Annotated in this window: 23 protein-coding genes and 1 tRNA gene; 14 read left to right on the top strand and 10 right to left on the bottom strand. The window is 59.9% G+C overall.

Annotation, left to right across the window (positions count from 1 at the left end; all coding sequences use genetic code 11):
- Positions 1-85: 85 nt before the first annotated feature.
- Positions 86-982, top strand: a complete 897-nt coding sequence (locus ACRC4F_RS15410; protein ID WP_438660089.1) for a zeta toxin family protein — start codon at positions 86-88, stop codon at positions 980-982.
- Here ACRC4F_RS15410 and ACRC4F_RS15405 read toward each other — a convergent pair.
- Positions 963-1,718 carry a DJ-1/PfpI family protein gene (locus ACRC4F_RS15405; RefSeq protein ID WP_438660088.1) on the bottom strand — a complete coding sequence of 252 codons (756 nt, stop codon included), beginning with the start codon at positions 1,716-1,718 and terminating at the stop codon, positions 963-965. The genes ACRC4F_RS15410 and ACRC4F_RS15405 overlap by 20 nt on opposite strands.
- Before the next feature lie 147 nt (positions 1,719-1,865).
- Here ACRC4F_RS15405 and ACRC4F_RS15400 point away from each other — a divergent pair, with 147 nt between their 5' ends.
- Positions 1,866-3,788, top strand: coding sequence for a PAS domain S-box protein (locus ACRC4F_RS15400; protein WP_438660087.1), 1,923 nt, complete (start codon positions 1,866-1,868; stop codon positions 3,786-3,788).
- Between the two features lie 12 nt (positions 3,789-3,800).
- On the opposite strand, the gene ACRC4F_RS15395 is transcribed toward ACRC4F_RS15400, so the two are convergent.
- A complete protein-coding gene (locus ACRC4F_RS15395; protein ID WP_438660086.1) occupies positions 3,801-4,034 on the bottom strand; it encodes a hypothetical protein in 234 nt (77 codons plus the stop codon).
- A 138-nt stretch (positions 4,035-4,172) separates the two neighbouring features.
- Here ACRC4F_RS15395 and ACRC4F_RS15390 point away from each other — a divergent pair, with 138 nt between their 5' ends.
- Positions 4,173-4,709 carry a hypothetical protein gene (locus tag ACRC4F_RS15390; protein ID WP_438660085.1) on the top strand — a complete coding sequence of 179 codons (537 nt, stop codon included), beginning with the start codon at positions 4,173-4,175 and terminating at the stop codon, positions 4,707-4,709.
- A 56-nt stretch (positions 4,710-4,765) separates the two neighbouring features.
- On the opposite strand, the gene ACRC4F_RS15385 is transcribed toward ACRC4F_RS15390, so the two are convergent.
- Complete coding sequence (locus ACRC4F_RS15385; protein ID WP_438660084.1) at positions 4,766-5,242, bottom strand: hemerythrin domain-containing protein; 477 nt, start codon at positions 5,240-5,242, stop codon at positions 4,766-4,768.
- Positions 5,243-5,584: 342 nt separating this feature from the next.
- On the opposite strand from ACRC4F_RS15385, the gene ACRC4F_RS15380 reads away from it, so the two are divergent.
- Complete coding sequence (locus ACRC4F_RS15380) at positions 5,585-6,808, top strand: zinc-dependent alcohol dehydrogenase (protein ID WP_438660083.1); 1,224 nt, start codon at positions 5,585-5,587, stop codon at positions 6,806-6,808.
- A gap of 157 nt (positions 6,809-6,965) precedes the next feature.
- Here the strand turns inward: ACRC4F_RS15380 and ACRC4F_RS15375 are convergent, their stop codons facing one another.
- From ACRC4F_RS15375 to ACRC4F_RS15355, 5 genes are all read right to left on the bottom strand, one after another.
- Positions 6,966-7,262, bottom strand: a complete 297-nt coding sequence (locus tag ACRC4F_RS15375; protein WP_438660082.1) for a hypothetical protein — start codon at positions 7,260-7,262, stop codon at positions 6,966-6,968.
- Between the two features lie 189 nt (positions 7,263-7,451).
- A complete protein-coding gene (locus ACRC4F_RS15370; protein WP_438660081.1) occupies positions 7,452-8,795 on the bottom strand; it encodes a cation:proton antiporter in 1,344 nt (447 codons plus the stop codon).
- Positions 8,796-8,841: 46 nt separating this feature from the next.
- Complete coding sequence (locus ACRC4F_RS15365; protein ID WP_438660080.1) at positions 8,842-9,453, bottom strand: Yip1 family protein; 612 nt, start codon at positions 9,451-9,453, stop codon at positions 8,842-8,844.
- Between the two features lie 266 nt (positions 9,454-9,719).
- Positions 9,720-10,577, bottom strand: coding sequence for an SDR family oxidoreductase (locus tag ACRC4F_RS15360; protein ID WP_438660079.1), 858 nt, complete (start codon positions 10,575-10,577; stop codon positions 9,720-9,722).
- Between the two features lie 228 nt (positions 10,578-10,805).
- Complete coding sequence (locus tag ACRC4F_RS15355; protein ID WP_438660078.1) at positions 10,806-11,960, bottom strand: MalY/PatB family protein; 1,155 nt, start codon at positions 11,958-11,960, stop codon at positions 10,806-10,808.
- 430 nt (positions 11,961-12,390) lie between these two features.
- Here ACRC4F_RS15355 and fdnG point away from each other — a divergent pair, with 430 nt between their 5' ends.
- From fdnG to ACRC4F_RS15320, 7 genes are all read left to right on the top strand, one after another.
- Positions 12,391-15,456 (top strand): formate dehydrogenase-N subunit alpha, encoded by a 3,066-nt coding sequence (gene fdnG / locus ACRC4F_RS15350; protein ID WP_438660077.1) that lies wholly within the window; start codon positions 12,391-12,393, stop codon positions 15,454-15,456.
- Positions 15,457-16,392, top strand: coding sequence for a formate dehydrogenase subunit beta (gene fdxH, locus ACRC4F_RS15345; protein WP_438660076.1), 936 nt, complete (start codon positions 15,457-15,459; stop codon positions 16,390-16,392).
- Complete coding sequence (locus tag ACRC4F_RS15340; RefSeq protein WP_438660075.1) at positions 16,389-17,042, top strand: formate dehydrogenase subunit gamma; 654 nt, start codon at positions 16,389-16,391, stop codon at positions 17,040-17,042. Before fdxH ends, ACRC4F_RS15340 begins: the two co-directional genes overlap by 4 nt.
- Positions 17,043-17,046: 4 nt before the next feature.
- Entirely contained in the window at positions 17,047-17,973 is a 927-nt protein-coding gene (gene fdhE / locus ACRC4F_RS15335; protein ID WP_438660074.1) for a formate dehydrogenase accessory protein FdhE, read from the top strand.
- A gap of 51 nt (positions 17,974-18,024) precedes the next feature.
- The gene (gene selA, locus ACRC4F_RS15330) at positions 18,025-19,446 is read left to right on the top strand and encodes an L-seryl-tRNA(Sec) selenium transferase (RefSeq protein ID WP_438660073.1); all 1,422 of its coding nucleotides are present in this window, start codon (positions 18,025-18,027) and stop codon (positions 19,444-19,446) included.
- A complete protein-coding gene (selB, locus tag ACRC4F_RS15325) occupies positions 19,443-21,350 on the top strand; it encodes a selenocysteine-specific translation elongation factor (RefSeq protein ID WP_438660072.1) in 1,908 nt (635 codons plus the stop codon). Before selA ends, selB begins: the two co-directional genes overlap by 4 nt.
- A 6-nt stretch (positions 21,351-21,356) precedes the next feature.
- Positions 21,357-21,452 (top strand) — tRNA-Sec (locus tag ACRC4F_RS15320).
- 216 nt (positions 21,453-21,668) lie between these two features.
- On the opposite strand, the gene ACRC4F_RS15315 is transcribed toward ACRC4F_RS15320, so the two are convergent.
- Entirely contained in the window at positions 21,669-22,979 is a 1,311-nt protein-coding gene (locus ACRC4F_RS15315) for an OprD family porin (protein ID WP_438660071.1), read from the bottom strand.
- 66 nt (positions 22,980-23,045) lie between these two features.
- Positions 23,046-23,699, bottom strand: coding sequence for a hydrolase (locus ACRC4F_RS15310; protein WP_438660070.1), 654 nt, complete (start codon positions 23,697-23,699; stop codon positions 23,046-23,048).
- A gap of 199 nt (positions 23,700-23,898) precedes the next feature.
- Here ACRC4F_RS15310 and ACRC4F_RS15305 point away from each other — a divergent pair, with 199 nt between their 5' ends.
- Genes ACRC4F_RS15305 through ACRC4F_RS15295 form a run of 3 tightly spaced genes read left to right on the top strand, consistent with a single transcriptional unit; the run spans position 23,899 to position 26,201 of the window.
- Positions 23,899-24,987, top strand: coding sequence for an AI-2E family transporter (locus ACRC4F_RS15305; protein ID WP_438660069.1), 1,089 nt, complete (start codon positions 23,899-23,901; stop codon positions 24,985-24,987).
- Entirely contained in the window at positions 24,984-25,715 is a 732-nt protein-coding gene (locus ACRC4F_RS15300; RefSeq protein WP_438660068.1) for a hypothetical protein, read from the top strand. The genes ACRC4F_RS15305 and ACRC4F_RS15300 overlap by 4 nt, the downstream gene beginning before the upstream one ends.
- Positions 25,716-25,736: 21 nt before the next feature.
- Positions 25,737-26,201, top strand: a complete 465-nt coding sequence (locus ACRC4F_RS15295; RefSeq protein ID WP_438660067.1) for a MaoC family dehydratase — start codon at positions 25,737-25,739, stop codon at positions 26,199-26,201.
- The last annotated feature ends 60 nt before the right edge of the window (positions 26,202-26,261 follow it).

The following is a 26,261-nucleotide window of genomic DNA, read 5'->3' as shown; positions in this document are numbered from 1 at the left end:
CTCATTTGAACAACTGGCGAGACACGGCTTTATTCATAGGGCAGGCACTCACTTTCAGCCGGCTCTTTGATAAGGAAATCAAGGCATGTCCCCCGCACCGCATTACGCTTACACCCCTGAGCAGGTCACTGCCGCGTTCAATGAAATCAAAACCACGCTGTTCCGCGGTATTACGGCAGAGGTAACGCCGAAAGTCCTGGTGGTGGCCGGGCTTCAAGGCTCGGGCAAAACCTACTTGCTGGAAAACAAGCTCCTGCCGACTCGGCGCTACGACAAATACGTTCGGCTTTATCTGCCTGAATACCGACAAAAACACCCTCAATACGCGGAGATGATCAAGCTCGGCGTGCTGCATGCGTATGAACATACGGAAGCCTTTGTCCGAGAGGTCAGCGCCAAGATTTTCACTGAAGCCTTTACCCTCAAATACAACATCATCATGGAGTGTGCGTTCGACAGCCTCGATTTCGCCGCGTTTCCACCGTTGGCGACAGCGGCCGGCTATCAGTTCGAGACGCATATTGTTGGCTGCACCCTGGAGTTTGCTCATGTTTCGAGCATCAAGAGAGCGTTCAAAAGCCTGGAAAATCGCGAACTCGAAAGGTTTGTCAGTTTAACGGCGCTGGAGGCCAGCATGAGTAACGCACTCGCGATCATCCTTGCCTTCGAAACCGCCTCGAAGGCTGTCGACCGTTCGCAGATCACGGTGTACGAACGCGGGTTCGGTGCGCTGAAAGAACGAACCTCGCGGGCTCATATCACCTACACCACAACCGCTGACGTGACGCCCTCAACGGCGCCGACGGTGTACAGCGCCTTTGGCAGCATCATCAATAATCAGGTCTGCACCCCGAGTGATCGTGACGAGGTGGTCAAGGAATGCCACCTGGCGTTAGTCAAGACTCAAACCTACGCCCGGGTTGTCCCTGACGTGGTCTACAACGACCTGTACGCCTACATCGTCAAATACGTGTATCGATAAGCAGGCGTACCCATTCGGCGGCAAAGCGATGACAGTCTCCCGGCCAGCGAGCGGTCAACAGCTGACCATCGCGGACGACGAAACCTTTTTGTGGCTGGTCCGCCGAATCACGCATTGCCAGGACGGGGCCTCGCCGGAAATCCATTGGGCTGGACAGGGCGGCGGTGACTTCCGCTTCGACAGTTTGAGGATAGGTCCGGTAATAGCGCCCGAGCCAGGCGGCGGTGATTGCCCAGGCGGGCAGCTCCATGGTGTTGGCCACCAATGCGGTGACCTTGCGACCCTGCAACACTGACAGCCCGGAATCAGGGTCGAGCGTACGGGCGAGCAACAGCACGCCATGACAGACCGCTGCCACCGGTTTGTCTGCCTTGAAAAAGTGCAGGGCAATCCGCCGGGCCTGTTCAGACTCCAACAGGCTGCGCATACCCTTGGCATGTCCGCCAGGAATCAGCAGCCCGTGGAACTCGCTGGGGTCTATCTCGTCATAGGACAGCGGTTTGCGAAATGACGCGTCTTCGATCATTCGGGCGTAGCTTGCAAGGTCAGCCTTGCGCGTCATCAGCAACGGGTTCAATGGCCCGAAGCCGATATCCACCAGGCGCGAGTCGGCGTAGGCGGGCAACCCCTCGGGTGACGCAAAACGCACCTCGATGCCGGCCTGACACATGGCTTGCCACGGTACACTGCTCTCGGTGGGATCATAGTCAGAGGTGGGCAACAGAATCAGGATCATCGGGGCGCCTTGAATCGGCCGGGAATGGCGATTGGCGTCGAGAATAGGTGGTCTGAGCGCTATGCTCCAGTGCACGACCGTTTTCTGGCTTTCCAAACCCACGGTTTGTCGCATACTCCATAAAAAAAACATTCACGGGTGTGATCGATGAGCGATATCCAGTCCAAAAACCACTCCATCGAGGAAATGCGCTTTCGCCTGCTGATTGACGCGGTGGTGGACTATGCGATCTACATGATTGATCCCGACGGCATCATCACCAGTTGGAACTCGGGCGCCAGGCGTTTCAAGGGGTACGAAGAGGCAGAGATCCTCGGTGAGCATTTTTCGCGGTTCTATACCGAAGAAGATCGCCGTGCCGGCATGCCCCAGCGTGCGCTGGACACGGCTGTGCGCGAAGGTCGTTTCGAGGGCGAAGGCTGGCGGGTGCGCAAGGACGGCACGCACTTCTGGTGCCATGTGGTGATCGATCCGATTATCGATCCGACGGGCAAGCTGCTGGGTTTTGCCAAGATTACCCGGGACCTTACCGACCGCAAAATGGCCGAAGAAACCCTCAAGCAAAGCGAGCAGCAGTTTCGCTTGCTGGTTCAAAGCGTCACTGACTACGCCATCTACATGCTCGCCCCGGATGGGCGCCTGACCAACTGGAATCAGGGAGCCCAGCGGATCAAGGGCTACCGGCCCGAAGAAGTCATCGGCCAGCATTTTTCGATCTTCTATACACCTGAAGACCGTGAAGCCGGTGAACCGCAACGCGCGCTGGAAACAGCCATGCGCGAGGGGCGCTTTGAAAACCGGGCCTGGCGCGTGCGCAAAGACGGTACGCGGTTTTTTGCCCATGTCGTGGTCGATCCGATCTGGGGTGAAACGGGCACGTTGTTGGGTTTCGCCAAGATTACCCGTGACATCACCGAGGCCACACAAGCACAGAAGGCGTTGGAACAAACTCGAGAAGCGCTGTTCCAGGCGCAGAAAATGCAGGCCATCGGCCAACTCAGCGGCGGGATCGCCCACGACTTTAATAACCTGCTGACGGTCATCCTTGGCAACCTGGAAATCGTGCGCAAGCGCGTCGGAGAAGATCCGAAAGTCACGCGATTGGTGGACAACGCCACTCAGGGTGCCTTGCGCGGTGTGTCCCTGACCCAGCGCATGCTGGCATTCGCCAGGCGTCAGGAACTCAAGTCCGAATCCGTCGAGATTCCCGCGCTGATAGACGGCATCAGTGGACTCTTGCGCAGCTCCCTCGGGCCGGCCGTGCAGCTTGAAACACACTTTCCCTCCGACCTTGTACCGGTCATGGCCGATGTCAATCAACTCGAACTGGCGGTGCTCAATCTCGCCACCAATGCCCGGGATGCCATGCCCAACGGCGGGAAAATCGTTATCAGCACCAAGACAGAAGACATCCATGATCAATCAACGTTATCGCTGGAGGCAGGCCAGTATGTTTGCCTGAGTGTCACGGATACGGGAGAGGGAATGGATGAGGAGATCCTGGCGTCGGCCATGGACCCGTTTTTCACTACAAAAGGGGTCGGCAAAGGCACGGGACTGGGGTTGTCGATGGTCCATGGCTTTATCGAGCAGTTGGGCGGGAGGTTCATTCTCAAGAGCCAGAAGAGCGTCGGCACAGTCGCCGAATTGTGGATACCTGTCGCTACGGCAGCTTCGGTCGCCAAACCCGTTGCACCGGAAGTGGAAGCGCCGCCAGTGTCTCAACTATGCGTATTGGTCGTGGACGATGACAGCCTGGTCTTGACCAGTACCGGCCTGTTGCTGGAGGACCTCGGCCACCGGGTGATCAACGCGGTGTCCGGTGCACAAGCGCTTGAGTTGTTCAACACCGAGCAGAATATTGACCTGGTCATCACCGACATGGCCATGCCTCAAATGAACGGTGCGCAATTGGCGCAGGCCATTCGCACCTTGAAGCCAGACCTGCCGATTATCCTCGCCACGGGTTATGCCGAGCGCTTGGAAGGCTTCGCGACCAAACTCCCGCGCTTGTCCAAACCCTTTACCCAACTCAATCTGGTGGAAGTCATTGCCTTGGCCATGAAGTGACCGGCTTCGAGTTCAGCCGTCAGCGTTCTTCTTAAAGCCGCGCAGGTTCATGGCACACAGGCAGAACTGCAGCACGATCAATGCATAGGCGTGGGTGTGGTAGCCCCAGATCACCCACAAGAGGTTGCTGACGATAAAACAGCTGAACCCCCACACTCGTCGCGAGGGTGTTTGTGAGCCGATCAACCACGCCGCCAGCACCGTAACCAGCATTGCTGGCCATTGCACCCAATCGAGAGAGTCCATGCGTGGTCCTTGAAATCAGAGTCTGTATCCGGAGGACCACGGCAATGAAGCAGCGTTCGAGCGATGAGCATTAAATCCGGGTGAACTTTGCACGGCCTGGTTTCTTCTAAACGCTTTCCCAGCCCATGTGTATTTCCCGTGCCACGAATACTGACTGAAGCCCCCGCCGAAGAAGCCCTGACCGAACATAACGCCAAAATGTTCGGTTCGCCAAAGGAGCGCCTGGATTTCTACCGACGGGAAATCCAGTACGAAACCAGCATCCTCGCCAATCGAACCGACGCTTACCTGGCCGCGCAATCGTTTCTCGTGATTGCCTTCGCGTCCTGCATGTCCAACCTCAATCCCGAATGGGGAAAACTCTTCACCCTGGTGGTGCCGCCATTTCTGGCGCTTCTGGGGTTGCTCAGCTCACTGAACGCCTGGCCGGGCATTCGTGCGGCCTATGACATCATTGATCACTGGCACTTCAAGCAGAGTGAGTTGTTACGCAGCGAGCCGTTGATGGGGTTGGCGTACGATGAATCGCCGCTGTTCAGTGAGATGGAATCGTCCCACAAGGGCTATCGCAAATCGCTGCTGTTTTCCGTGCGCACACCGTGGATCTTCGCCACGTTCTGGGTGCTGCTGGGAAGCTACGCGGTGTACATCCAGGTCACCAACCCGGGCGGGTGATGCGCCTAGCGAAAAGCCCGGCAAATGCCGGGCTTTTTTTACGTCAGCCAACCCAATCATGCCGCAAGGTTAGGTGTACCCATTTCCTTCTTGTACTGAGCTTTAAGCGTTTCCATCTGTGCCCCTAACTCTTCCAGGGTGGCTTTACCCAGCAGCTTCTTGGCTTGAGGGAACATTTCGGTTTCCTCTTCTTCAATGTGGTGTTCCAGCAGTTCCTTGACCACTTTCACTCGACCCGCGAATTCCGGGGTGGAAGGGTCAGTGACTTTCAGGTCCGGAAGCACCAGCGAATCAACGGTGCGATGTTCTTCCTTGGCTTCGTAGTACATGACGTCCTGTTCCTTGCCTCCTGCTTTCTTATACGCGGGATACAGGACTTCCTCTTCGAGGCGGGTATGGATGGCAATCTCCATTTCAAGCTTGGCCAGCAGCTCAGTGCGCTTTTTCACGCCACGCTCGGTGGACTCGCTCAACTGCGTCAGGATGCCCTTTACGCGTTCATGGTCGGCTTTCAACAGGTCAATGGCGTTCATGGTCGAATCTCTCAAATAGTCACGGGGATGGGCGCAAACGGTCTCATGGCCGTAGGTCGCTCATAGTGCTTGAGCATTTGTCGTGCCTAATTCGGCGATATCAGTAACGCCTTATAAAACAACAAGTTGAGAGAACTGATGGCGAACTGACGTCGTGCAGCCTGCATGAGTGTGGTAATTGACTCATGCAGTTCGCGGCCCGAAAAATTTTCCTAAAAAAAATGAATTTTCGAAGCCTTACCGTCGATCAGATTCGCCTTGGATATAACTGAACTCGCCAATCAAACGCCCTCCCTTAATACAGACAAACAATGTCTTTATTTAACCCGCGAGGATGCAGCCATGCGCGCAATGACTTATCACGGAGCCCACGACGTCAGGGTCGAAACCGTCCCCGATCCAACCATTGAAGCCGCCGATGACATCATTTTGCGGGTGACCGCTACGGCGATCTGCGGATCGGACCTGCATCTCTATCGCGGCAAGATTCCAACGGTCGAGCATGGCGATATTTTTGGTCACGAGTTTATGGGCATCGTCGAGGAGACCGGTTCTGCCGTCACCGCCGTGCAGCGCGGCGATCGTGTGGTGATTCCGTTCGTGATTGCCTGCGGCGAGTGTTTCTTCTGTCAGATGGACTTGTTCGCCAGTTGTGAAACCACCAACTCGGGCCGTGGCGCGATCATCAATAAAAAGGCGATTCCACCACCGGCGGCGTTGTTCGGCTTCAGTCGTCTGTATGGTGGTATTCCGGGTGGGCAAGCGGAACTGGTCCGAGTACCGAAAGCCAACACCGGGCCGTTCAAAGTCCCGGGCACGCTGGCGGACGAGCAGGTGCTGTTTCTCTCGGACATCCTGCCTACAGCCTGGCAGGCTGTACTGAACACCGGGATCGGACCGGGTTCGAGCATCGCCATCTATGGCGCCGGACCCGTCGGGCTGTTAAGTGCGGCGTGCGCAAGAATGCTGGGTGCCGACCAAATCTTCATGGTCGATCATCACCACTATCGGCTGGCCTACGCGCAGCGCACCTACGGGGTGATTCCGATCAATTTCGATGACGATGATGACCCGGCAGACACGATCATCCGCCAGACGGCGGGCAGCCGCGGAGTGGACGGCGTGGTCGATGCGGTGGGTTTCGAAGCCAAGGGCAGCACCACGGAAACCGTGCTTGCCACCTTGAAACTGGAAGGCAGCAGCGGCAAGGCGTTACGCCAATGCATCGCTGCCGTTCGCCGTGGCGGCGTGGTCAGCGTTCCAGGCGTCTATTCTGGCTTCATCCATGGTTTCCTGTTCGGCGATGCCTTCGACAAAGGCCTGACGTTCAAGATGGGCCAGACCCACGTGCAGCGTTATTTGCCGGAGCTGTTGGGGCACATTGAAACCGGACGCCTGCAACCGGATGCGATCATTTCGCATCGCATGTCGTTGGAGCAGGCCGCCGAGGGTTACAAGATGTTCGACAAGAAACAGGAAGAGTGCCGCAAGGTCATCCTGACACCAGGGTCGAGTGATGTTCCGCTGACCGAGAGCGTGGAAACCGATGCGATACCGGTGATGTAACAGTCAGCAAAAAACTTGTGGCGAGGGAGCTTGCTCCCGCTTGAGTGCGTAGCGCTCACAAAAAATCGACACTTTTGCCGTTTTTTTGGGGCCGCTGCGCAGCCCAGCGGGAGCAAGCTCCCTCGCCACATAATCAGGATGCCTGGAGGGCGGCGGCTCAGGCCCGGTCCTCAAGCTGCTGGCGCAAGCGGTGGGAGTTGTTCACCGACATCGGGATCGGTGGAAAATCTTCGTTGAGCACACGCAGATGCTCGATCGCTTCCTGAAACTTCAAATCGGCCTTCCTGCGCATCGCCCGATAGTGTTCAAACCGTTCCATGTCCATATTTCCACGCTCAAGCATTTCAAAAGCGTTGCGGCTGAGCGCCTGGGCGTCTTCGAACATCTGGCGGTTGCATTCCAGGGCAAACGCCCGGCAGGCTTTGATTTGATCGGGGGTTGAACAGTGGATCATGACCGGCACCTTTAACTTTCCGAGGTCCCTTTTGAAGGCATCGTTGCCACAGTGGAACCGAACCTGTCGGGTTCCGCCGTGCAGAAAAACAAGGCGGAATTAAGGTTGTGACTATTGGGTTGAGGAAGGATTTCAAATATCTGAAGGCGAAAATTCGATAAATTGAAACCGTAAATAAGCCGACTCAAATCAAATAACCTGTTTCTTGCGCCGTTCATAACGGGCGAGGGTGGGTTGTGTGCTGACCCCGTGGACCAGAATACTTAACGCAACCACCGACAAGGTCAGGTCCATGCACAGCGTCGCCACGGACTGGCCCAGTCCGTGATTCAAGGCGTAGAACAGGTAATACAGGCTGCCGATGCCCCGTATGCCGAACCAGCCGATCAACATTCGCTGGCGCCAATCGAGCAACCGGCCCCATGGCATCACGGCCACACTCAGCGGGCGAATCAGGCAAAACAACACTCCGCCGACCAGCAGCGCGCGCCAGTCCCAATGAGCGATAAGCACGACGCCGAGCAGCGTCACCAGAAACACTTCCATGGCCCGTTCCACGAGACTGCCGAAGGCGAGCATGTCCCCCATCATGATGCCCGCGGCGACCTGGGTGTCTTCCAGGTTATCGGTGTCGCCGTGCACTGCGTGTTGCGGTTCGACATTCTGATGGCCGACTACCGGCTGGACCAGATGCTCGGCCGGGAGCTCGTCATTGCCCGTGGAACTGACTTCCTCCTGACGCAATCCGAGGCCGGCGGCGAATACCGATAGAAACCCGTAAGCGTGGATCGACTCGGCCCCGACATACGCCAAGGCAATCAAGGCAAGGGCGAGGTAATCGTTCGGGGACAGCGTGCTGTCATCGTTCTTGATCCGCAGTGCCAATGTCAGGCGCCCGATGCCGCGTCCCATCCAGTAACCCGTCAGCAAACCGGCCGGAACGGCCCAAATCACGCTGCGCAGTACCCAATCGCCAAACCAGCCGGGGTTGCCTTCGTGTTGCAGCAGGAGCAGGCCAAGGATCACGAATGGAAAGGCAATGCCGTCATTGAGCCCGGCTTCACCGGAGAGGCCGAACCGCACACTGTCGTCATCCCGCGCGTCGTTGACCTGGACCAGCGCGGCAAGCACCGGGTCGGTGGGTGCCAGGATCGAACCGATCAACATCGAAGCGCCCCACGACAATTGAAATCCGTAGTGCAGCAACAGGCAGACACCGCCAATGGTCAGTAGCATGACAGGGCCGGCCAGACCGAACGCGATCCGCCAGTTTTGATGCTTGAGCGGCGAGCGCAATTTCAAGCCACAGACAAACAACGAAAAGAGCACCGCAACTTCCGTCAGGTGCTCCATCCAGATCGACGCGTCAGCGGTGTCCAGTTTCAGCAGTCCAAACCCGGACGGCCCGATGGCGGCGCCCAGCACCAGGCACACCGCAGACGTAGTCACCGGCATCCAGCGCAAGTAGGACGAGGTCAACGCCAGCGTCAGCAATACCGCACCCAACACGGCCACCCATAAAATGAAACTCATGCTCGGATCTCGCAGGGGGTGGGCCGTGTTTGCAGGCCTTCGGTGATCAACCGACGGTCGCGCGCAGGTATTCAGGCGTCAGCACGTTGAACCACAGCAGAATCATCTCGACCAGCATAGTCACCAGAACCAAAAGACCGACGCCCCAGACGCACGCTGCATTCAGCAGGCCTTGCTCCTTGCGTTCGTGCATGAACGTCGGCAGGCCGACAAACAGCAAAAACGTCGAGTAGAGGGACGCGGCCCCCAGCACGGTAATCGCCAGCCAGCGACTCGGGTACAACCCGGCAAACCCGGCGAGGAAGAATGGCGTTGCGGTGTAAGCCGCAAACCCGATGCACTGATTGATGGTCGGACGCGCATCGAAGGTGCGCGACATCCAGCGGATGAATCCACCCAACACGACGATGCCGGCAATGATGGTGACGTACAGCAGCACGCACAGTTGCAAGGCACTTTGCGTACTGAGCTTGACGACTTCGTTCTCGGCCAGGCTCCAGCCGACGTAAGTGGTCCCGATAAACAGGCAGACGGCGGGGATCAACGCGAGCAGCAGCAAATGCGCGAGGTAATGGCGCGGGTGCGCTTCCTCTTCGCGACGAATATCCGTCCAGGCGAAGTTAGGCTGAGTGAAGAGTTTGACGATAGGTGCGGACATGACGACCTCCTCGAAATGGCCCGTTGTGGGGCCCTAAAGGTATTGAGCGAGGAGATTTGGCAGGGGTTCATTTTTTCGCGCTTTCGCGAGGTCCCTGTAGCAGCTGCCCTGTGGCGAGGGGATTTATCCCCGTCCGGCTGCGGAGCAGTCGTGAAACCATTCAACCGCGCAGTTTCAGGAAAACCGTGCACACCGGCTTTACGACTGCTCCGCAGCCGGACGGGGATAAATCCCCTCGCCACAGGACAGCTGCTACTAAGGTGCGGTCAGAGCATTGGTTTGCCGCCGGTCACGCCGTAGCGCTGGCCGGTGATGTAACTGGCTTCGTCCGATGCGAGCAGCACATAAATCGGCGCCACTTCCACCGGTTGCCCTGGCCGACCCAGCGGTGTTTGCGAGCCGAAATTCTGCACTTCCTCATCGGGCATGGTCGAAACGATCAGCGGTGTCCAGATGGGGCCCGGCGCCACGCTGTTTACCCGAATGTTTTTCGGCCCGAGCATCTGCGCCAGGCCGCCGGTGAAGTTGGCGATGGCGCCTTTGGTCGTGGCATAAGCGAGGAGGGTGGGTTTGGGCATGTCCGAGTTGACCGAACTGGTATTGATGATCGAACTGCCTGCCTTCATGTGCTTCAGCGCGGCCTGGCAGATCCGGAACATGGCCGTGATGTTCACGTCGAAGGTCATCACCCATTCTTCGTCCGGGATCTCTTCGAAGTTTTCGTGAGTCATCTGGAAAGCGGCGTTGTTGACCAGGATATCGATCCGGCCAAAGCGCTCGACTGTCTTGTCCACCAGGGCCTGGCATTGCGCTTTCTGCGCAATGTCGCCGGGCAGCAAGATGCATTGGCGTCCGGCCTGCTCGACCCAGCGTGCGGTTTCCTGCGCGTCTTCATGTTCATTGAGGTAGGCGATTGCGACATCGGCGCCTTCACGGGCGAACGCGATGGCGACCGCCCGGCCGATGCCGCTGTCGCCGCCGGTAATCAATGCAATCTTGCCGTCCAGCCGGCCTGAGCCCTTGTAGCTTTGCTCGCCACAGTCCGGGTACGGGTCCATTTTCTTTTGCGAACCGGGGACGGGCTGGCCTTGCTTGGGGAAGGGTGGTTTTGGATAGTCAGTCATCGGGAAATCTCCGTTCTCAGGGCACAAGAGTCAAAGGGTTGACCCTGGTGATTTGCCTTGAGTTCGGTTGGATTTCGGTGCGTTTCCGAAATCCCGAAACCACATCCCATTGTGGGAGCGAGCCTGCTCGCGAAAGCGGTGGATCAGTCGACACATGCATGGCTGGCAGGCCGCCATCGCGAGCAGACTCGCTCCCACAGTGGTTTTGCAGTGTGCTGATGAGGGGTGTCAGGTTTTCAGGGTGCGCAAGCTGCGCTCCATGCGCGCCAACCCTTCTTCGAGCAACGCCCGCGGGCAGCCGAAGTTCAGGCGTACGAATTGCCGGGCGTTATCGCCGAAATCCAGGCCGGGGCTTAGGCCTACCTTGGCGTTGTCGAGGAAGAACTGTTGTGGATTGTCCAGTCCCAGCGCCGAGCAATCGAGCCACGCCAGATACGTGCCTTGCGGGATGTTGATCGTCACACCCGGCAAACGGCTGCGAACCGCTTCCACCAGGTAATCCCGATTGCCTTGCAGGTATGTCTTCAATCCCGCCAGCCACGGGCCGCCTTCGCTGTAGGCAACGCGAGTCGCTTCCATGCCCAGCGGGTTGACGCTGTCGACCATGCCGCAACGGGCGTGATTGACCTTCGCGCGTAACGCCGAGTCCTGGATGATCATGAAGGAGGTTTTCAGGCCGGCAATGTTGTACGCCTTGCTTGCCGACATCAGGGTGATGGTGCGCTTGGCGATCTGTGGGCTGAGCGCTGCCGTGGGAATGTGCACGCGGCCGTCGAAGCACAGCTCGGCGTGGATCTCGTCGGAGATGATCCACGCGTTGTGTTCCAGGCAAATGTCGGCCACCGCTTGCAGTTCTTCCCGCGGGAAGACTTTGCCCAACGGGTTATGCGGGTTGCTCAGCAGCAGCGCACCGCCGCCGGTCAGTGCGTGGCTCAAGGCCCCGAGCGGCGTGTCGTACGTGCCGTCAGCCAGCGCCTCGAATTCGAGTTCAACCTTGTTCAAGCCCCAATGGCCCGGTGCATGACGCAGCGGCGGGTAGTTTGGCACCTGAACCACGACGTTCTGTTGCGGCTCGACCAGTGCCTTCAGGGCCATGTTGAAACCTGATTCCACACCGGGCAGGAAGATCAGCTCTTCAGGCAATACGCGCCAGGCGTATTTGCTCCAGAGGTCGGCCACGATGGCCGCGCGCAGATTTTCCTGAGGCACGCTGTAACCGACCATCGGGTGTTCCAGGCGTTTGCGCAGGGCTTCCAGGATGACCGGCGGCGCGGCGAAGTCCATGTCGGCGACCCACATCGGCAACACGTCGGCCGGGTAGCGGCTCCACTTGGTACTGCCGGTGTCGTGGCGGTCGAACACCTGATCAAAATCGAAGGTCATGCTCAGTCTCATAAAGGCCGGTTGAATATGGCGCCCATGATAATCGCCAAGCCCCTGTGGGGGCGAGACGGTAATTCCCCGAACACCACAAATCCCTGTGGGAGCGGGCTTGTGTGGCGAGGGGATTTATCCCCGTTCGGCTGCGAAGCAGTCGTAAACCCGGAATGCACGGTTCTCCTGACACACCGCAGCGCATGATTTCACGACTGCTTCGCAGCCGAACGGGGATAAATCCCCTCGCCACAAAGGCTCGCTCCCACAGGGGGTTGTGTGATGGCTGGGATATGGGCATTGCCCGATGGTCGGTTTTCATTCAGTCAGTTCTCCCATTGGCTAGAGTTTGAAGTGTCGGTAGCCACGCTGCCGCCACCGTGATCGTCCAGAAAAACCCGGCAAAAGTACCGGGTCTCCACCTGATCAGGAGTGCACGATGGACCTCAACCGTCGTCAGTTCTTCAAGGTCGCCGGTATCGGCCTTGCGGGCTCGAGCCTCGGCGCGCTGGGCATGCTCCCGGCGCCAGCCTTCGCCGAGCAGGTACGCCATTTCAAACTCGCCCACACCCATGAAACCCGCAACACCTGCCCGTATTGCTCGGTCGGCTGCGGGTTGATCATGTACAGCCAGGGCGATAACGCCAAGAACGTCGCGCAAAGCATCATTCACATCGAAGGCGATGCCGACCACCCGGTCAACCGCGGCACCCTGTGCCCCAAAGGCGCAGGCCTGCTGGACTTCATTCACAGCCCCGGGCGCCTGCAGTATCCGCAAGTGCGCAAGCCCGGCAGCACCGAGTGGACCCGTATCTCCTGGGATGAAGCGCTGGATCGTGTTGCCGACCTGATGAAGGCCGACCGCGATGCCAACTTCATCGAGAAGAATGACAAGGGCGAAACGGTGAACCGCTGGTTGACCACCGGTTTCCTCGCGGCCTCGGCGGCGTCCAACGAAGCGGGTTACATCACCCACAAGGTCATTCGCAGTCTCGGCATGCTGGGGTTTGATAACCAGGCGCGTGTCTGACACGGCCCGACGGTGGCAAGTCTTGCCCCGACGTACGGCCGTGGTGCCATGACCAATCACTGGACCGATATCGCCAACGCGAATCTGATCCTGGTGATGGGCGGCAACGCAGCAGAAGCGCACCCGTGCGGTTTCAAATGGGTGACCGAAGCCAAGGCGCACAACAAGGCGCGTTTGATCGTGGTTGATCCGCGTTTTACCCGGACCGCCTCGGTGGCCGACTATTACGCGCCGATTCGCACCGGCACCGACATCGCCTTCATGGGCGGGCTGATCAATTACCTGCTGACCGAAGACAAGATCCAGCACGAGTACGTGCGCAACTACACCGATGTATCGTTCATCGTCAAAGCCGGGTATGGCTTCGAGGACGGCATTTTCAGCGGTTACGACGTGGCCAAGCGCACGTATACCGACAAGTCCGGCTGGGGTTATGAACTCGGTGAGGACGGTTTCGTCAAGGTCGACCCGTCCCTGCACGACCCGCAATGCGTCTACCAATTGATGAAGCAGCATTACAGCCGCTACAACATTGAACTGGCGAGCCAGATTTGCGGCATGCCGGTCGATGCCATGCAGAAGATCTGGGAAGAAATCGCCACCTGCTCGCAACCGGGCAAGACCATGACGATTCTCTACGCGCTGGGCTGGACTCAGCACTCGATCGGCTCGCAGATCATCCGCAGCGCGGCGATGGTGCAACTGCTGTTGGGCAACGTCGGCATGCCGGGCGGGGGCGTCAATGCCTTGCGCGGGCACTCCAACATCCAGGGCCTGACCGACCTCGGCCTGCTGTCCAACTCGCTGCCGGGCTACCTGACCCTGCCGGGCGATGCCGAGCAGGATTACACCGCCTACATCACTAAACGTACGCAAATGCCGTTGCGTCCGGGGCAACTGTCCTATTGGCAGAACTACAGCAAATTCCACGTCAGCCTGATGAAGGCCTGGTACCGCGAAAACGCCACGGTCGAGAACAATTGGGCTTACGATTATTTGCCGAAGCTGGACATTCCCAACTACGACATCCTCAAAGTGTTCGACCTGATGGGCCAGGGCAAGGTCAACGGCTACTTTTGCCAAGGCTTCAACCCCATCGCGGCGCTGCCCGACAAAAACCGCGTGATGGCGGCGCTGGCCAAGCTGAAGTGGCTGGTGGTGATGGACCCGCTGTCCACCGAAACCTCGGAGTTCTGGCGCAATGTCGGGCCGTACAACGACGTGGAAACCGCCGGTATCCAGACCGAGGTGATTCGCCTGCCCACCACCTGTTTCGCCGAGGAGGACGGCTCGCTGGTCAACAGCAGCCGCTGGCTGCAATGGCACTGGAAAGGCGCTGACGGACCGGGCGAGGCGCGCACCGACGTGGCGATCATGAGCGAGCTGTTCCTGCGTCTGCGCCAGCGCTATCAAACGGATGGCGGCGCTTACCCCGACCCGATCCTCAAGCTGTCGTGGCCGTACAAGATTGCCGACGAACCCACGCCGGAAGAACTGGCGCGGGAAATCAACGGCTATGCCACTGCCGACTTCACTGACGCCACCGGCGCGACGATCAAGAGCAATGCGCAACTGGCTGGTTTTGGTCAGCTCAAGGACGATGGCAGCACGGCTTCCGGTTGCTGGATTTTCTGCGGCAGCTGGACCGAGACGGGCAATCAGATGGCCCGGCGCGATAACAACGACCCCTACGGCATGCATCAGCATCAGGGGTGGGCCTGGGCCTGGCCGGCCAACCGGCGGATTCTCTACAACCGCGCTTCGGCCGACCCGCAAGGCAAACCGTGGGACGAGAAAAAGCGCCTGGTGTGGTGGAACGGCAAAGCCTGGGGTGGCACCGACGTGCCGGACTTCAAGGCTGACACGCCACCGGAAGCCGGGATGAATCCGTTCATCATGAACCCCGAAGGCGTGGCGCGATTCTTTGCCGTCGACAAGATGAACGAGGGCCCATTCCCCGAGCATTACGAGCCGTTCGAAACTCCGATCGGCATCAACCCGCTGCACCCGGAAAACAAGAAAGCCACCAGCAACCCGGCGGCGCGGATCTTCGATTCGGTATGGGATTCCCTCGGCGTAGCCAAGGATTATCCGTATGCGGCGACGAGTTATCGGCTGACCGAGCATTTCCACTTCTGGAGCAAGCATTGCAAGCTCAATGCGATCTCCCAGCCCGAGCAATTCGTCGAGATTGGTGAAGTGTTGGCCAAGGAGAAAGGCATCGTGGCCGGTGACCGGGTCCGTGTCAGTTCCAAGCGCGGGCATATCGAAGCGGTGGCGGTGGTGACCAAGCGGATCCGTCCGCTGCAGGTCAACAATCAGGTGGTGCACCAGATAGGCATCCCGCTGCACTGGGGCTTTACCGGCCTGACGCGCCACGGTTACCTGACCAACACCCTGGTGCCGTTCCTCGGCGATGGCAACACACAGACCCCGGAATCCAAGTCATTCCTGGTCAACGTGGAGAAAGTCTAAATGGCCAGCCAAGACATTATCGCCCGTTCGGCCACCACGACCGTGCCGTCCTCGGTGCGCAATCAGGAGGAAGTGGCCAAGCTGATCGACACCACCAAGTGCATCGGCTGCAAGGCTTGCCAGGTCGCCTGCTCGGAATGGAATGAGCTGCGTGACGACGTTGGCCACAACCACGGCACCTACGATAACCCGCAGGACCTCAGCGCTGAAACCTGGACCTTGATGCGCTTTACCGAGCATGAAACCGACGCCGGCAACCTGGAGTGGCTGATCCGCAAGGACGGCTGCATGCACTGTGCCGAGCCCGGTTGCCTGGCGGCGTGCCCGAGCCCGGGGGCGATCATCAAGCACGCCAATGGCATCGTCGATTTCGATCAGGATCATTGCATCGGCTGCGGTTATTGCATCACCGGCTGCCCGTTCAACATTCCACGGATCTCGCAAAAGGATCACAAGGCTTACAAATGCACCCTGTGTTCGGACCGGGTGGAAGTGGGGCTGGAGCCGGCCTGCGTGAAAACCTGCCCGACCGGCGCGATTGTGTTCGGCAGCAAGGAAGACATGAAAGAACACGCCGCCGAACGCATCGTCGACCTGAAAAGCCGCGGCTTCGATCACGCTGGCCTGTACGACCCGCAAGGCGTGGGCGGCACGCACGTCATGTACGTGCTGCATCACGCGGATACGCCGAGGCTCTACGCCGGTTTGCCGGGCAGCCCGACGATCAGCCCGTTGGTGGAATTGTGGAAGGGCGTCAGCAAACCCTTGGGGTTATTGGCCATGGGCCTGGCGGTGCTGGCCGGGTTCTTCCATTACGTGCGCGTCGGGCCGCAAGTGGTCGAGGAGGATGAACTGCCGCCGCTCAAGGACCCGGCGGTGCATGAAGTCGATCCGGCGGTGCACACCTTTGATCCGCGTGGGGAGAACAGACCATGATCCGCAGACAGATCCTGCGCTACACCTCGAACCAGCGCACCAACCACTGGCTGGTGGCGATCCTGTTTTTCATGGCGGCCCTGTCAGGCCTGGCGCTGTTCCATCCGGCATTGTTCTGGCTCAGCCACCTGTTCGGTGGCGGGCCGTGGACGCGCATCCTGCACCCGTTCATGGGCGTGGTGATGTTTGTGCTGTTTCTCGGCCTGGTGATTCAGTTCTTCCGGGCGAATTTCTTTATCAGCAATGACCGCTTGTGGCTCAGGCGCGTCGGGCGGGTGATCAAGAACGAGGAGGAGGGTGTGCCACCCATCGGCAAGTACAACCCGGGGCAGAAACTGCTGTTCTGGACCTTGCTGCTTTGCATGCTGGTGTTGCTGTTCAGCGGACTGGTGATCTGGCGTGCGTATTTCAGCGAATATTTCGGCATCACCTCCATTCGCTGGGCGATGCTGCTGCATGCCTTGGCCGGTTTTGTGCTGGTGTTGAGCATCATCATCCACATCTACGCCGGCATCTGGATCAAGGGCTCGGTCAGCGCGATGGTGCATGGCGGGGTCAGCCGTGCCTGGGCGAGGAAGCACCATGAACTCTGGTATCGGGACGTGACCCGGGACGAAAACCCTGATCACCCAATCCGCAAAAAAGGATGACCCCTTGGCGACCATTCTTGAGCCTGGAGAGATCGAAGCGGCGGCGGGTTCACCGCCGTTCCTGCACCTGCCACCGAACAACCTGTTTGCCTTGCGGGCGCGACGTCTGGAGAAACTGGCGGACGGGCACCCACTGGCGGACTACCTGCGGCTGGTGATCGACCTGTGCCATGTTCAGCAGAACCTGCTGGACGATCCGCCACGGGCCAGGCCGCTCGATCCCGACCGTCAGCGCGTGTGCCAGCAACACGGCTTGCCACCGTTCGCCGCTGACAGCCTGGTGCGCGAAGACACCTGGCTGGCGTATCTCGACGGTTTTTTGCAGCGCTATTCGCCAACGACAAACGCTGCCATCGAGAACGCTGTCACATCCTTGCGCAGCGCCAATAACGGGCAACGCAAAGCCTGGGCGATTGCCTTGGTCAGCGGCCAGTATTCTCTGCTGCCGGCGGCGCTGGTGCCGTTTCTCGGCGCGGCGTTGCAGGCCGCCTTCAGTCATTGGCTGCTGAGCGCGACGAACCTGGCACTCAAACCCGGCGACAGCCTCAGCCAATGCCCGGCCTGTGGTTCACCGGCCATGGCCGGAGTCATCCGCCATCGCGGCAAACACAACGGTTTGCGTTATCTGGTGTGCTCTTTGTGCGCCTGCGAATGGCATGTGGTGCGGGTCAAGTGCGTGTATTGCGAACAAAGCAAAGGCCTGGAATACGTCAGCCTCGATGACGACCGCCATGCGGCCAATCAGGCTCCGTTGCGTGCCGAAATCTGCCCTGGCTGCCATAGCTACCTGAAACTGCTGTACCTGGAAAACGACGCCGAGGCCGAAGCGCTCTCGACCGACCTGACCAGCCTGGCCCTGGACATGCGTCTGGAGCAGGAAGGTTACGTTCGCCTGGCGCCGAATCTTCTGCTGGCACCCGGGGGCGAATAACGGCAAGCGGCTACACTCAGGCGCGACAGTCAACGTTTGCGGGAGCGCCTGATGTCAGCCAGATCCGCCAGCCCAGTCTTGCGACTGCCGTCCATCGACAGTTTGCTGCGTCATCCGGCGTGCCAGCCATTGGCCGAGCGCTTCGGGCGTGACGCGCTGCTGGCCAGCCTGCGGCAACTGCTGGATGACCTGCGCGAACCGGTGCTTTTAAGCCAACTCGACGCCATTGAAATCACCCCCGAAGTCTTGGCCGGCAGAGCGGGCGAACGCTTGACCCTCCAGCACCGCAGCCACGTGCGCCGGGTGTTCAATCTCACCGGCACGGTGCTGCACACCAACCTCGGTCGAGCATTGTTGCCGGACGAAGCCATCGAAGCGGTGCAAATGGCCGCCCGTTATCCGCTCAATCTGGAATTCGACCTGCAAAGCGGCAAGCGCGGCGACCGTGACGACCTGATCGAAAGCCTGATCCGCGAACTGACCGGCGCCGAAGCCGTGACGGTGGTCAACAACAACGCCGCCGCCGTGCTGCTGACGCTCAACAGCCTGGGGGCGCGCAAGGAAGGGATCATTTCCCGGGGCGAGCTGATCGAAATCGGCGGCGCCTTCCGCATTCCCGACATCATGGCCCGGGCCGGCGTCCGGCTGCACGAAGTCGGCACCACCAACCGCACCCATGCCCGGGATTACGAAGCGGCCATCGGCCCGCGCAGCGGCTTGGTGATGCGCGTCCACGCCAGTAATTACGCCATTGAAGGCTTCACCGCTCGCGTGCCCACGGCCGAGTTGGCTGATCTGGCGCATAAACACGGGCTGCCATTGCTCGAAGACCTTGGCAGCGGCAGTCTGCTGGACCTGACTCGCTGGGGTTTGCCCGCCGAACCCACGGTGCGTCAGGCGCTGATCGATGGCGCGGACATCGTTACCTTCAGCGGCGACAAGTTACTCGGCGGTCCTCAGGCCGGGTTGATTGTTGGCCGCAAAGAACTGATCGCGAAGATCAAGAAGAACCCCCTCAAGCGCGCGCTGCGGGTCGACAAGTTGACGTTGGCGGCCCTCGAAGCGGTGTTGGGTTTGTACCGTGACCCGGATCGGCTGGCTGAACGGTTGCCGAGTCTGCGCCTGCTAACCCGAACGCAAGCCGCCATCCTCGCCCAGGCGGAGCGCCTGCAACCGTCATTGGCGCAGGTGGTGGGCGATAGCTGGAACGTCAGCGCGGTGCCGGCGCTGGGCATGATCGGCAGCGGCAGCCAACCGGTGGCTCGTCTGCCGAGCGCGGCGTTATGCCTGCGGCCCAATGTGTCCAAGCGCCTGCGTGGACGGCAATTGCTGGGGCTGGAGACAGCGTTTCGTCAACTGGCCATTCCGGTGCTGGGCCGAATTGATGACGACGCGTTATGGCTGGATCTGCGCCAACTGGATGACGAAGCCGCGTGGCTGGCGCAACTCGGTCAATTGCAGGTGCCGGAGTGATCGTCGGCACCGCCGGGCACATCGACCACGGCAAGACGCTATTGCTCCAGGCATTGACCGGCCAGGCCGGCGACCGTCGGCGCGAAGAGCGCGAACGCGGCATGACCATCGACCTTGGCTACATCTACGCAGAGTTGGAACCGGGCGCGGGACTGACCGGTTTTATCGATGTGCCCGGTCATGAACGCTTCACCCACAACATGCTGGCCGGGGCACAGGGCATCGATCTGGTGTTGCTGGTGGTGGCAGCGGATGACGGCGTGATGCCGCAAACCCGCGAGCATCTGGCGATCGTTGAACTGCTTGGCATCCCTCGGGCCTTGGTGGCGATCAGCAAATACGATCGGGTCGATGCAGCCCGCGTGCAGGCCGTGCGTGAGCAGATCGAAACTTTACTGGCGCCCGGACCGTATGCTGGCGCGCCGCAAATTGCCCTGTCGAGTGTAACCGGGGAGGGTGTCGAGACATTGCGTCAGGCCTTATTGGATGCGCAGCGTGATGTCCTTCAGCGCAGCACCCGCGGTGGTTTTCGTCTGGCGATTGACCGTGCGTTCAGCGTGGCCGGCGCCGGCATTGTAGTGACCGGCACGGCGCTGTCCGGGCAAGTGGCCGTGGGCGACACGCTGATGCTCGGCCCGCTGGGCAAAACCGTGCGAGTGCGGGGTTTGCATGCACAGAATCAAGCTGCGCAAACCGGGTTTGCAGGTCAGCGAGTCGCGCTGAACCTGAGCGCCGAGCGCTTGGCACTGGAGCAGATTCATCGTGGTCACTGGCTGGTGGCCGAGTGGCTGTACGCACCAACCCAGCGCCTGGACATCGAGATGCAGTTGTTGGCCAGCGAACCCAAGGCCTTCGAGCATTTCCAGCCGGTGCATGTTCATCTCGGCACCCAGGATGTCACGGGGCGAGTGGCGCTGCTGGAGGGCTCCAGCGTGGCGCCGGGTGGGCGAATGCTGACGCAGATCCTGTTGAATGCGCCAGTGCAGGCAATGAAGGGCGATCCGTTGATTCTGCGCGACCAGAGCGCCCAGCGGACCCTCGGCGGCGGTCGGGTACTCGACCCGTTCGCACCGACCCGACACCGCCGCAGTCCCGAGCGATTGGCGCAGCTACTGGCACTCGCCACCTGCAGTGATCTGGAATCCGTCTTGCCCGCGCTATTGGTGAACAGCGAAACCGGGCTCGATCCGCAGCGTCTTGAGCGTCAGTTCAACCGGCCGCGTGACACCTGGGTTCTGCCTGCCGATGTGCGCCTGATCAACACGCGCCGAGGCCCGTTGCTGTTCAGCGCTGAGCGCTGGGAATCCCTTAAAGCGCCGTTGCTGGAGCATCTGGCACGTTTCCATCAACTTGAACCAGACCAGATGGGGCCCGACCGCGATCGCCTGCGCCGCTTCACCGGCACTGCGCTGGACCGTCCGACGTTCATCAGCCTGCTCGACGAATTACTCGCCAGCGGCGCCATGGCTGCGAGCGGGCCGTGGCTGCATTTGCCCGAGCATCAGGTGCGCTTGAGTGAAGACGATGAGGCCCTGTGGCAACAAATTCAGCCGTTGTTCGAACAGGCCGGTTTTAATGCGCCGTGGGTGCGTGATCTTGGCCAGGACGAAGTGGCGGTGCGCCTGCTGCTGCGCAAAATGGCGAGGCTTGGGCTGGTGCACCAAGTCGTGCGCGACCTGTTCTATACCGACGCAGTCCTCCGCCGATTGGCGGCTATGCTTGTGCAACTGGCCGCGCTGGACCCGGTGATTCAGGTCACGGCGTTCCGCGATTCGGTGGGCCTGGGGCGCAAGCGCAGCATCCAGATTCTCGAATACTTCGACCGGCTGGGCCTGACCCGACGCGTTGGCGACACCCGCCATATCCGTCTCGACAACGCCCTGGCCCAGGCATCAGAACACTGACTTCAAGGAAGGCAATCGCGCCCGGTGGCGCGGCCGGGCTTCAAACCCGGTTGGGGACGGCATCCGTTCCCGGGCAGGTTCGACTCCGGCTGCCTTCCGCCATTTTCCCCTGGCAACCTCTATCTCTTGTGGGGGCGCGTCGTTGTGGCGAGGGGATTCATCCCCGTTCGGCTGCGAAGCAGTCGTCAAACCATTGCTTGCCGTATGTCTGAAACACCGCAAAGTTCGATTCGGGGCCGCTTCGCAGCCCAACGGGGATGAATCCCCTCGCCACAAAAGCCCCGCTCTCTGGGACTGTGTCACCGCATCACATTCCCTTCACAGGTGCCCGAAGTTCAGCGGGTACTGGATAACCACATACACCCGGTCGATATCATCGCCGGTCTGCGCCGTGTTGGCCCGATGCGACACATGGGACAGTTGCACGGACAAACCATTGGCCGCACCGGACTGCACAATGTAGTGCAAGTCTATGTCGCGCTCCCAATGCCGGCCGCCGACGCCTTGTTGCGGCACGTAGTCACCGACGGACTCATCAAACGGGTTGTAGGCGCCGCCCTTGGGCGCGTGGGTGCCGTCGATCTGGCTGCCGATGACGTAGCGCGTCATGAACTTCAGGCCGGGAATCCCGAAGGTGCTCAAGTCGAGGTCGTAGCGTGCCTGCCATGAGCGTTCGTGGGCGCCGTTGAAGTCGGCGTACTTGATCGAGTTGGCGAGGTAGATCGAATCTCCGCCGACAAAATCGAACGGCGTGTCGCCATTGATTTTTTGATACGCCAGGGTGAAGGCATGCGCCGCGACGGTGTACTTGCCTGACAGGCTGAACGCGGTGGTGTCGATGACGCCGGCCAGCGCTTTTCCGGTGTCCTGCGTGTGGTAGAGGTTGGCGTCGAGCAACACCCCGGACTGCTTCAGGTGCAGGTTGGCGTAGTACTGATGCCAGGTGTCGGTCAGTTCTGAGGCGTAGAGCGCACCGCCGACAGGGCTTTGGGTGAACAGGTCGGTGCCAACAAACGTAATGCCGCCGGCCTCGGTGTTGGCGCCGTAGCCGTAGAAGTTGCCCTTGCCCGACGAACTGTCCTGATTCTTGAACGCTGTGAAATGCCCGGCAACCAGATTCATGCCGTCGATTTCGTGGCTGTTCAGCAGGAAGCCGGTGGCGTACTCCGGTTGCAGGCGTTTGTCCGCGGTGTCGAACACCGGGGTTTCCTCCATCATTTCCCCGAAGGCCAGAGTGGTTCGGGAGGCTCTGATTTTCAGCGCGCCACCGCCACTGGAATAGTTGTTTTCGCTGCGGCCCTTATCATCCACGGGCAGCAACCCCGTCCCGGAATGGCCCTTGCCTCCATCCAGTTTCAATCCTAAAAAGGCATGGGCATCCAGGCCAAACCCAAGCGTACCGGGTGTGAAACCGGATTCGAAAGTGCTGATAAAGCCTTGAGCCCATTCGGCTTTATAGCTTTTTCCTGTGGGCGATGGGGACCGGTAGTCGCTGTTGAGGTAGAAGTTTCGGCTGAGCACTTCCAGCGATGCACCGTCCAGAAACCCTTGTGCGGGTTCATCAGCCGAGACTGTCCCGGCGAAAAGCAGCGACAACCAGAAGGGAAGGTCTTGCTTGCGAAACTTCATCTTCAATCACCACGCAGCAGCGACTGCGCAATGTGCGCAGTCGCTGGCTATTTACAGGACAACCGCTTAGTGGCCTTCCGAGGCACCGAACATGGTTTTGGCGTAGATCAGGCCAAGGCCGTAAGAGCCACCGTTGGCGATCGAGGTTTTTACGGTTTCTTCGTAGGTCTCGGTACGCGCCCAGTCGCGCTGCAGTTCGAGCAGGTATTGCAACGAGGTCATCGGGCGGGCGCCGATCTGGATCATGCGCTGCATGGCCATTTCATGGGCCTCGGTGCTGACGTCGCCACAGGCATCGGCAATCACGTAGACCTCGAAACCCTGATCGATGGCCGACAGCGCCGGGCCGACGATGCACACCGAGGTCCACAGGCCGGCGAGGACGATTTTCTGCTTGCCGAAGGCGTTGACTTCAACGGCGATGCGCTCGTCTTCCCAAGTGTTCATGCTGGTGCGGTCGATGACCTTGTGTTCCGGGAACACCGACTTGATTTCATCGAAGATCGGCCCGGAAAAGCTCTTCTCGGCGACGGTGGTCAGGATGGTCGAGACCTTGAAGCCCCGCGCGGCCTTGGCCACGAGGGCGGCGTTGTTGCGCAGGGTGACGGCGTCGATCGACTTGGTCGCGAAGGACATCTGCGACTGGTGGTCGATCATGATCAGGGTGTGGTCGGTCGGGGTCAGCAGGGTTTTGCCGGGAACGGCTTTGGCGATGGCCATGGCGAGGTCCTTACGGGTGAGTGAGGAGGCCATGGTTGCGCAGATTCGGGCAGGGATATTGAGTCGATGTGCTGTTTTCATGTTTTTACGCGATCAATCGGGGATCGGAGTCGGCCTGCCACAGAGGCAAACGCACGCCTGACGACTATGCTGGGCTAACCGACCCGCTACCGTTGCAGTGATCTGCAAGGAGGCATCCGTGGAGCCCACATCCTTTTCCGAGAAAACGCTCACGCGCACGCTGCTCGATGTGCTGATTCGCGCCGGGCTGATCGCCGTTCTGGTGCTGTTCTGTTTCGAAATATTCAGCCCGTTCCGCGACTTGATGCTGTGGTCGCTGATCCTCGCGATCACTCTCTATCCGCTGCAGGAGCGACTCAGGGGAAACCACAAACCAGGGCATGTGGCGACGCTGATCATTCTGATCGCCATTGTCATCCTGATGGTGCCGATCTACCTGCTGGGCACCTCGATTGCCGACTCGGTCGAACACGCGATGGAAATCGTCAAGGGCGGCGGTTTTCACATTCCGCCGCCGGCCGAGTCAGTCGCCAGTTGGCCGGTGGTGGGCCAACCGCTCACGGATCTATGGCTACAGGCCTCCACCGATCTGCCCGACCTGACTGCGAAGTACGTACCGCAGATCAAACATGTCAGTCTGGGCCTGTTGGGCAAACTCGCTGGCGTCGGCATGGGCTTCCTCACCTTTATCTTCGCCTTGATCATTGCCGGGATTTTCATGGCCCATGGTGAAGGTGGCAGCCGCGCTGCGGTCCAAATTGCTTCAAGAGTCAGCGGTCCGGCCCGAGGCCCGAAAATCGCCGAACTGTGCACCGCCACAATTCGTGCGGTCGCGCTGGGCGTGGTCGGCATTGCTTTCATCCAGATGCTGCTGGTGGGCCTCGGTTTTGTCTTCAAGGGCATCCCAGGTGCCGGCCTGCTGGCCCTGGCGGTGCTGCTGCTCGGCATCATGCAATTGCCGGTGACCCTGATTACGCTGCCGGTGATTGCCTTTGTCTTCGCCACCGAAGGCGCCAACACCGCGACCATTATTTTCGCCATCTATGTGTTCATTGCCGGCCTGGTGGACAACGTTCTCAAACCCTTGTTATTGGGGCGCGGTGTCGATGTGCCGATGCCGGTGGTGCTGATTGGCGCACTTGGCGGCATGGTCACCAGCGGCATCATCGGGTTGTTCATCGGCCCGGTGGTGCTTGCCGTCGGCTATCAATTATTCTGGCAATGGGTGCAGGATCGACCGCCGGAAGCAGGAGGGCCGCCGCTATGACTGCGCAGAACCGTGAATTGCTGGATAAGGTGCTGGTCGCCCATGGGGGTCTGGAACGCTGGAACAGCTTCAATACCGTTCGCGCCACGCTGGTGACCGGCGGTTCGCTCTGGGGCGCAAAAGGACTGACCCAGGACAGTGCCCCTCGCCAGATGACCGTCTGGCTGCATGAACAAAAAGCCTCGGTAACCCCGTTCGGCGGCCCCGACAAACACACGGCTTACTCGCCCAACCGAATCGCCATCGAAACCACAGACGGCACGGTGATCGCCGAGCGCCAGGCGCCCCGGGAATCCTTTCGCGACCACGACGAAAACACCCCCTGGGATCCACTGCATCGCGCGTACTTCAACGGCTATGCGCTCTGGTCCTACCTGACCATGCCGTTCCTGTTCACTTTGCCGGGTGTGGTGACCGAAGAAATTGAACCCTGGCAAGAAGCAGCGCAGCGCTGGCGTCGCTTGCGGGTGCACTTTCCCGAGTACATCGCCACGCACAGTGCCGTGCAGGATTTCTACTTCGGCGAAGACTTCCTGCTGCGTCGGCATGACTACACCGTCGACGTCAGTGGTGGCATGCCGGCCGCCCAGTATGTGTCTGACTACATCGAAGCTGACGGGCTGCGCATGCCCGGCAAGCGGCGTGCCTACCGGCGCGCAGAGGACGGCCAGGCCAACAAGGATGCGTTGCTGGTGGCTATCGATCTCAGCGAACTCGGCTATTCGTAATGCACCGCGGTGGGATGAATCATGACCGTACATTCCTGGGAAAAACTCTACCTGGATGACTTGAGCCTGGGTCAGCAGTTCGAAAGCGACAGCCTGCGTGTCCATCGAGCGTCAATGCTGGCCTTCGCTCAGGAGTATGACCCGCAACCGTTTCACCTTGATCCTGAAGCCGCCGAGCTGAGCCTGTTCCGCGGCCTCGCCGCCAGTGGCTGGAACACTGCAGCGCTGACCATGAAGCTGCTGGTGGACAGCGTTCCGCTGGCGGACGGCATCATTGGATTGGGCATAGAACTGAGCTGGCCGACGCCAACTTATCCTGACGATCTGTTGCGCCTGCAATGCACCGTGCAGGCCATCGACCCATCCAGCACCAAGCCCGACCGAGGCGTGGTGACGATGTTCATGGAAACCCTCAATCAGAATGACAAGGTGGTGCAGCGAGCGACCGGCAAACTCTTGGTTTTCAGGAGACCGCCGCCTGACTGAAAAGTAGTCATGGGTGTGTGGCGCGCGCGCATGATGGCTGAGGCCAATCTTACCGAGTCA

The organism is Pseudomonas sp. (assembly GCF_051660785.1).
In the GTDB taxonomy this organism is placed as follows: domain Bacteria; phylum Pseudomonadota; class Gammaproteobacteria; order Pseudomonadales; family Pseudomonadaceae; genus Aquipseudomonas.
The sequence above is the reverse complement of the archived record's forward strand: the minus strand, read 5'-3'. Positions and strand labels throughout refer to the sequence as shown.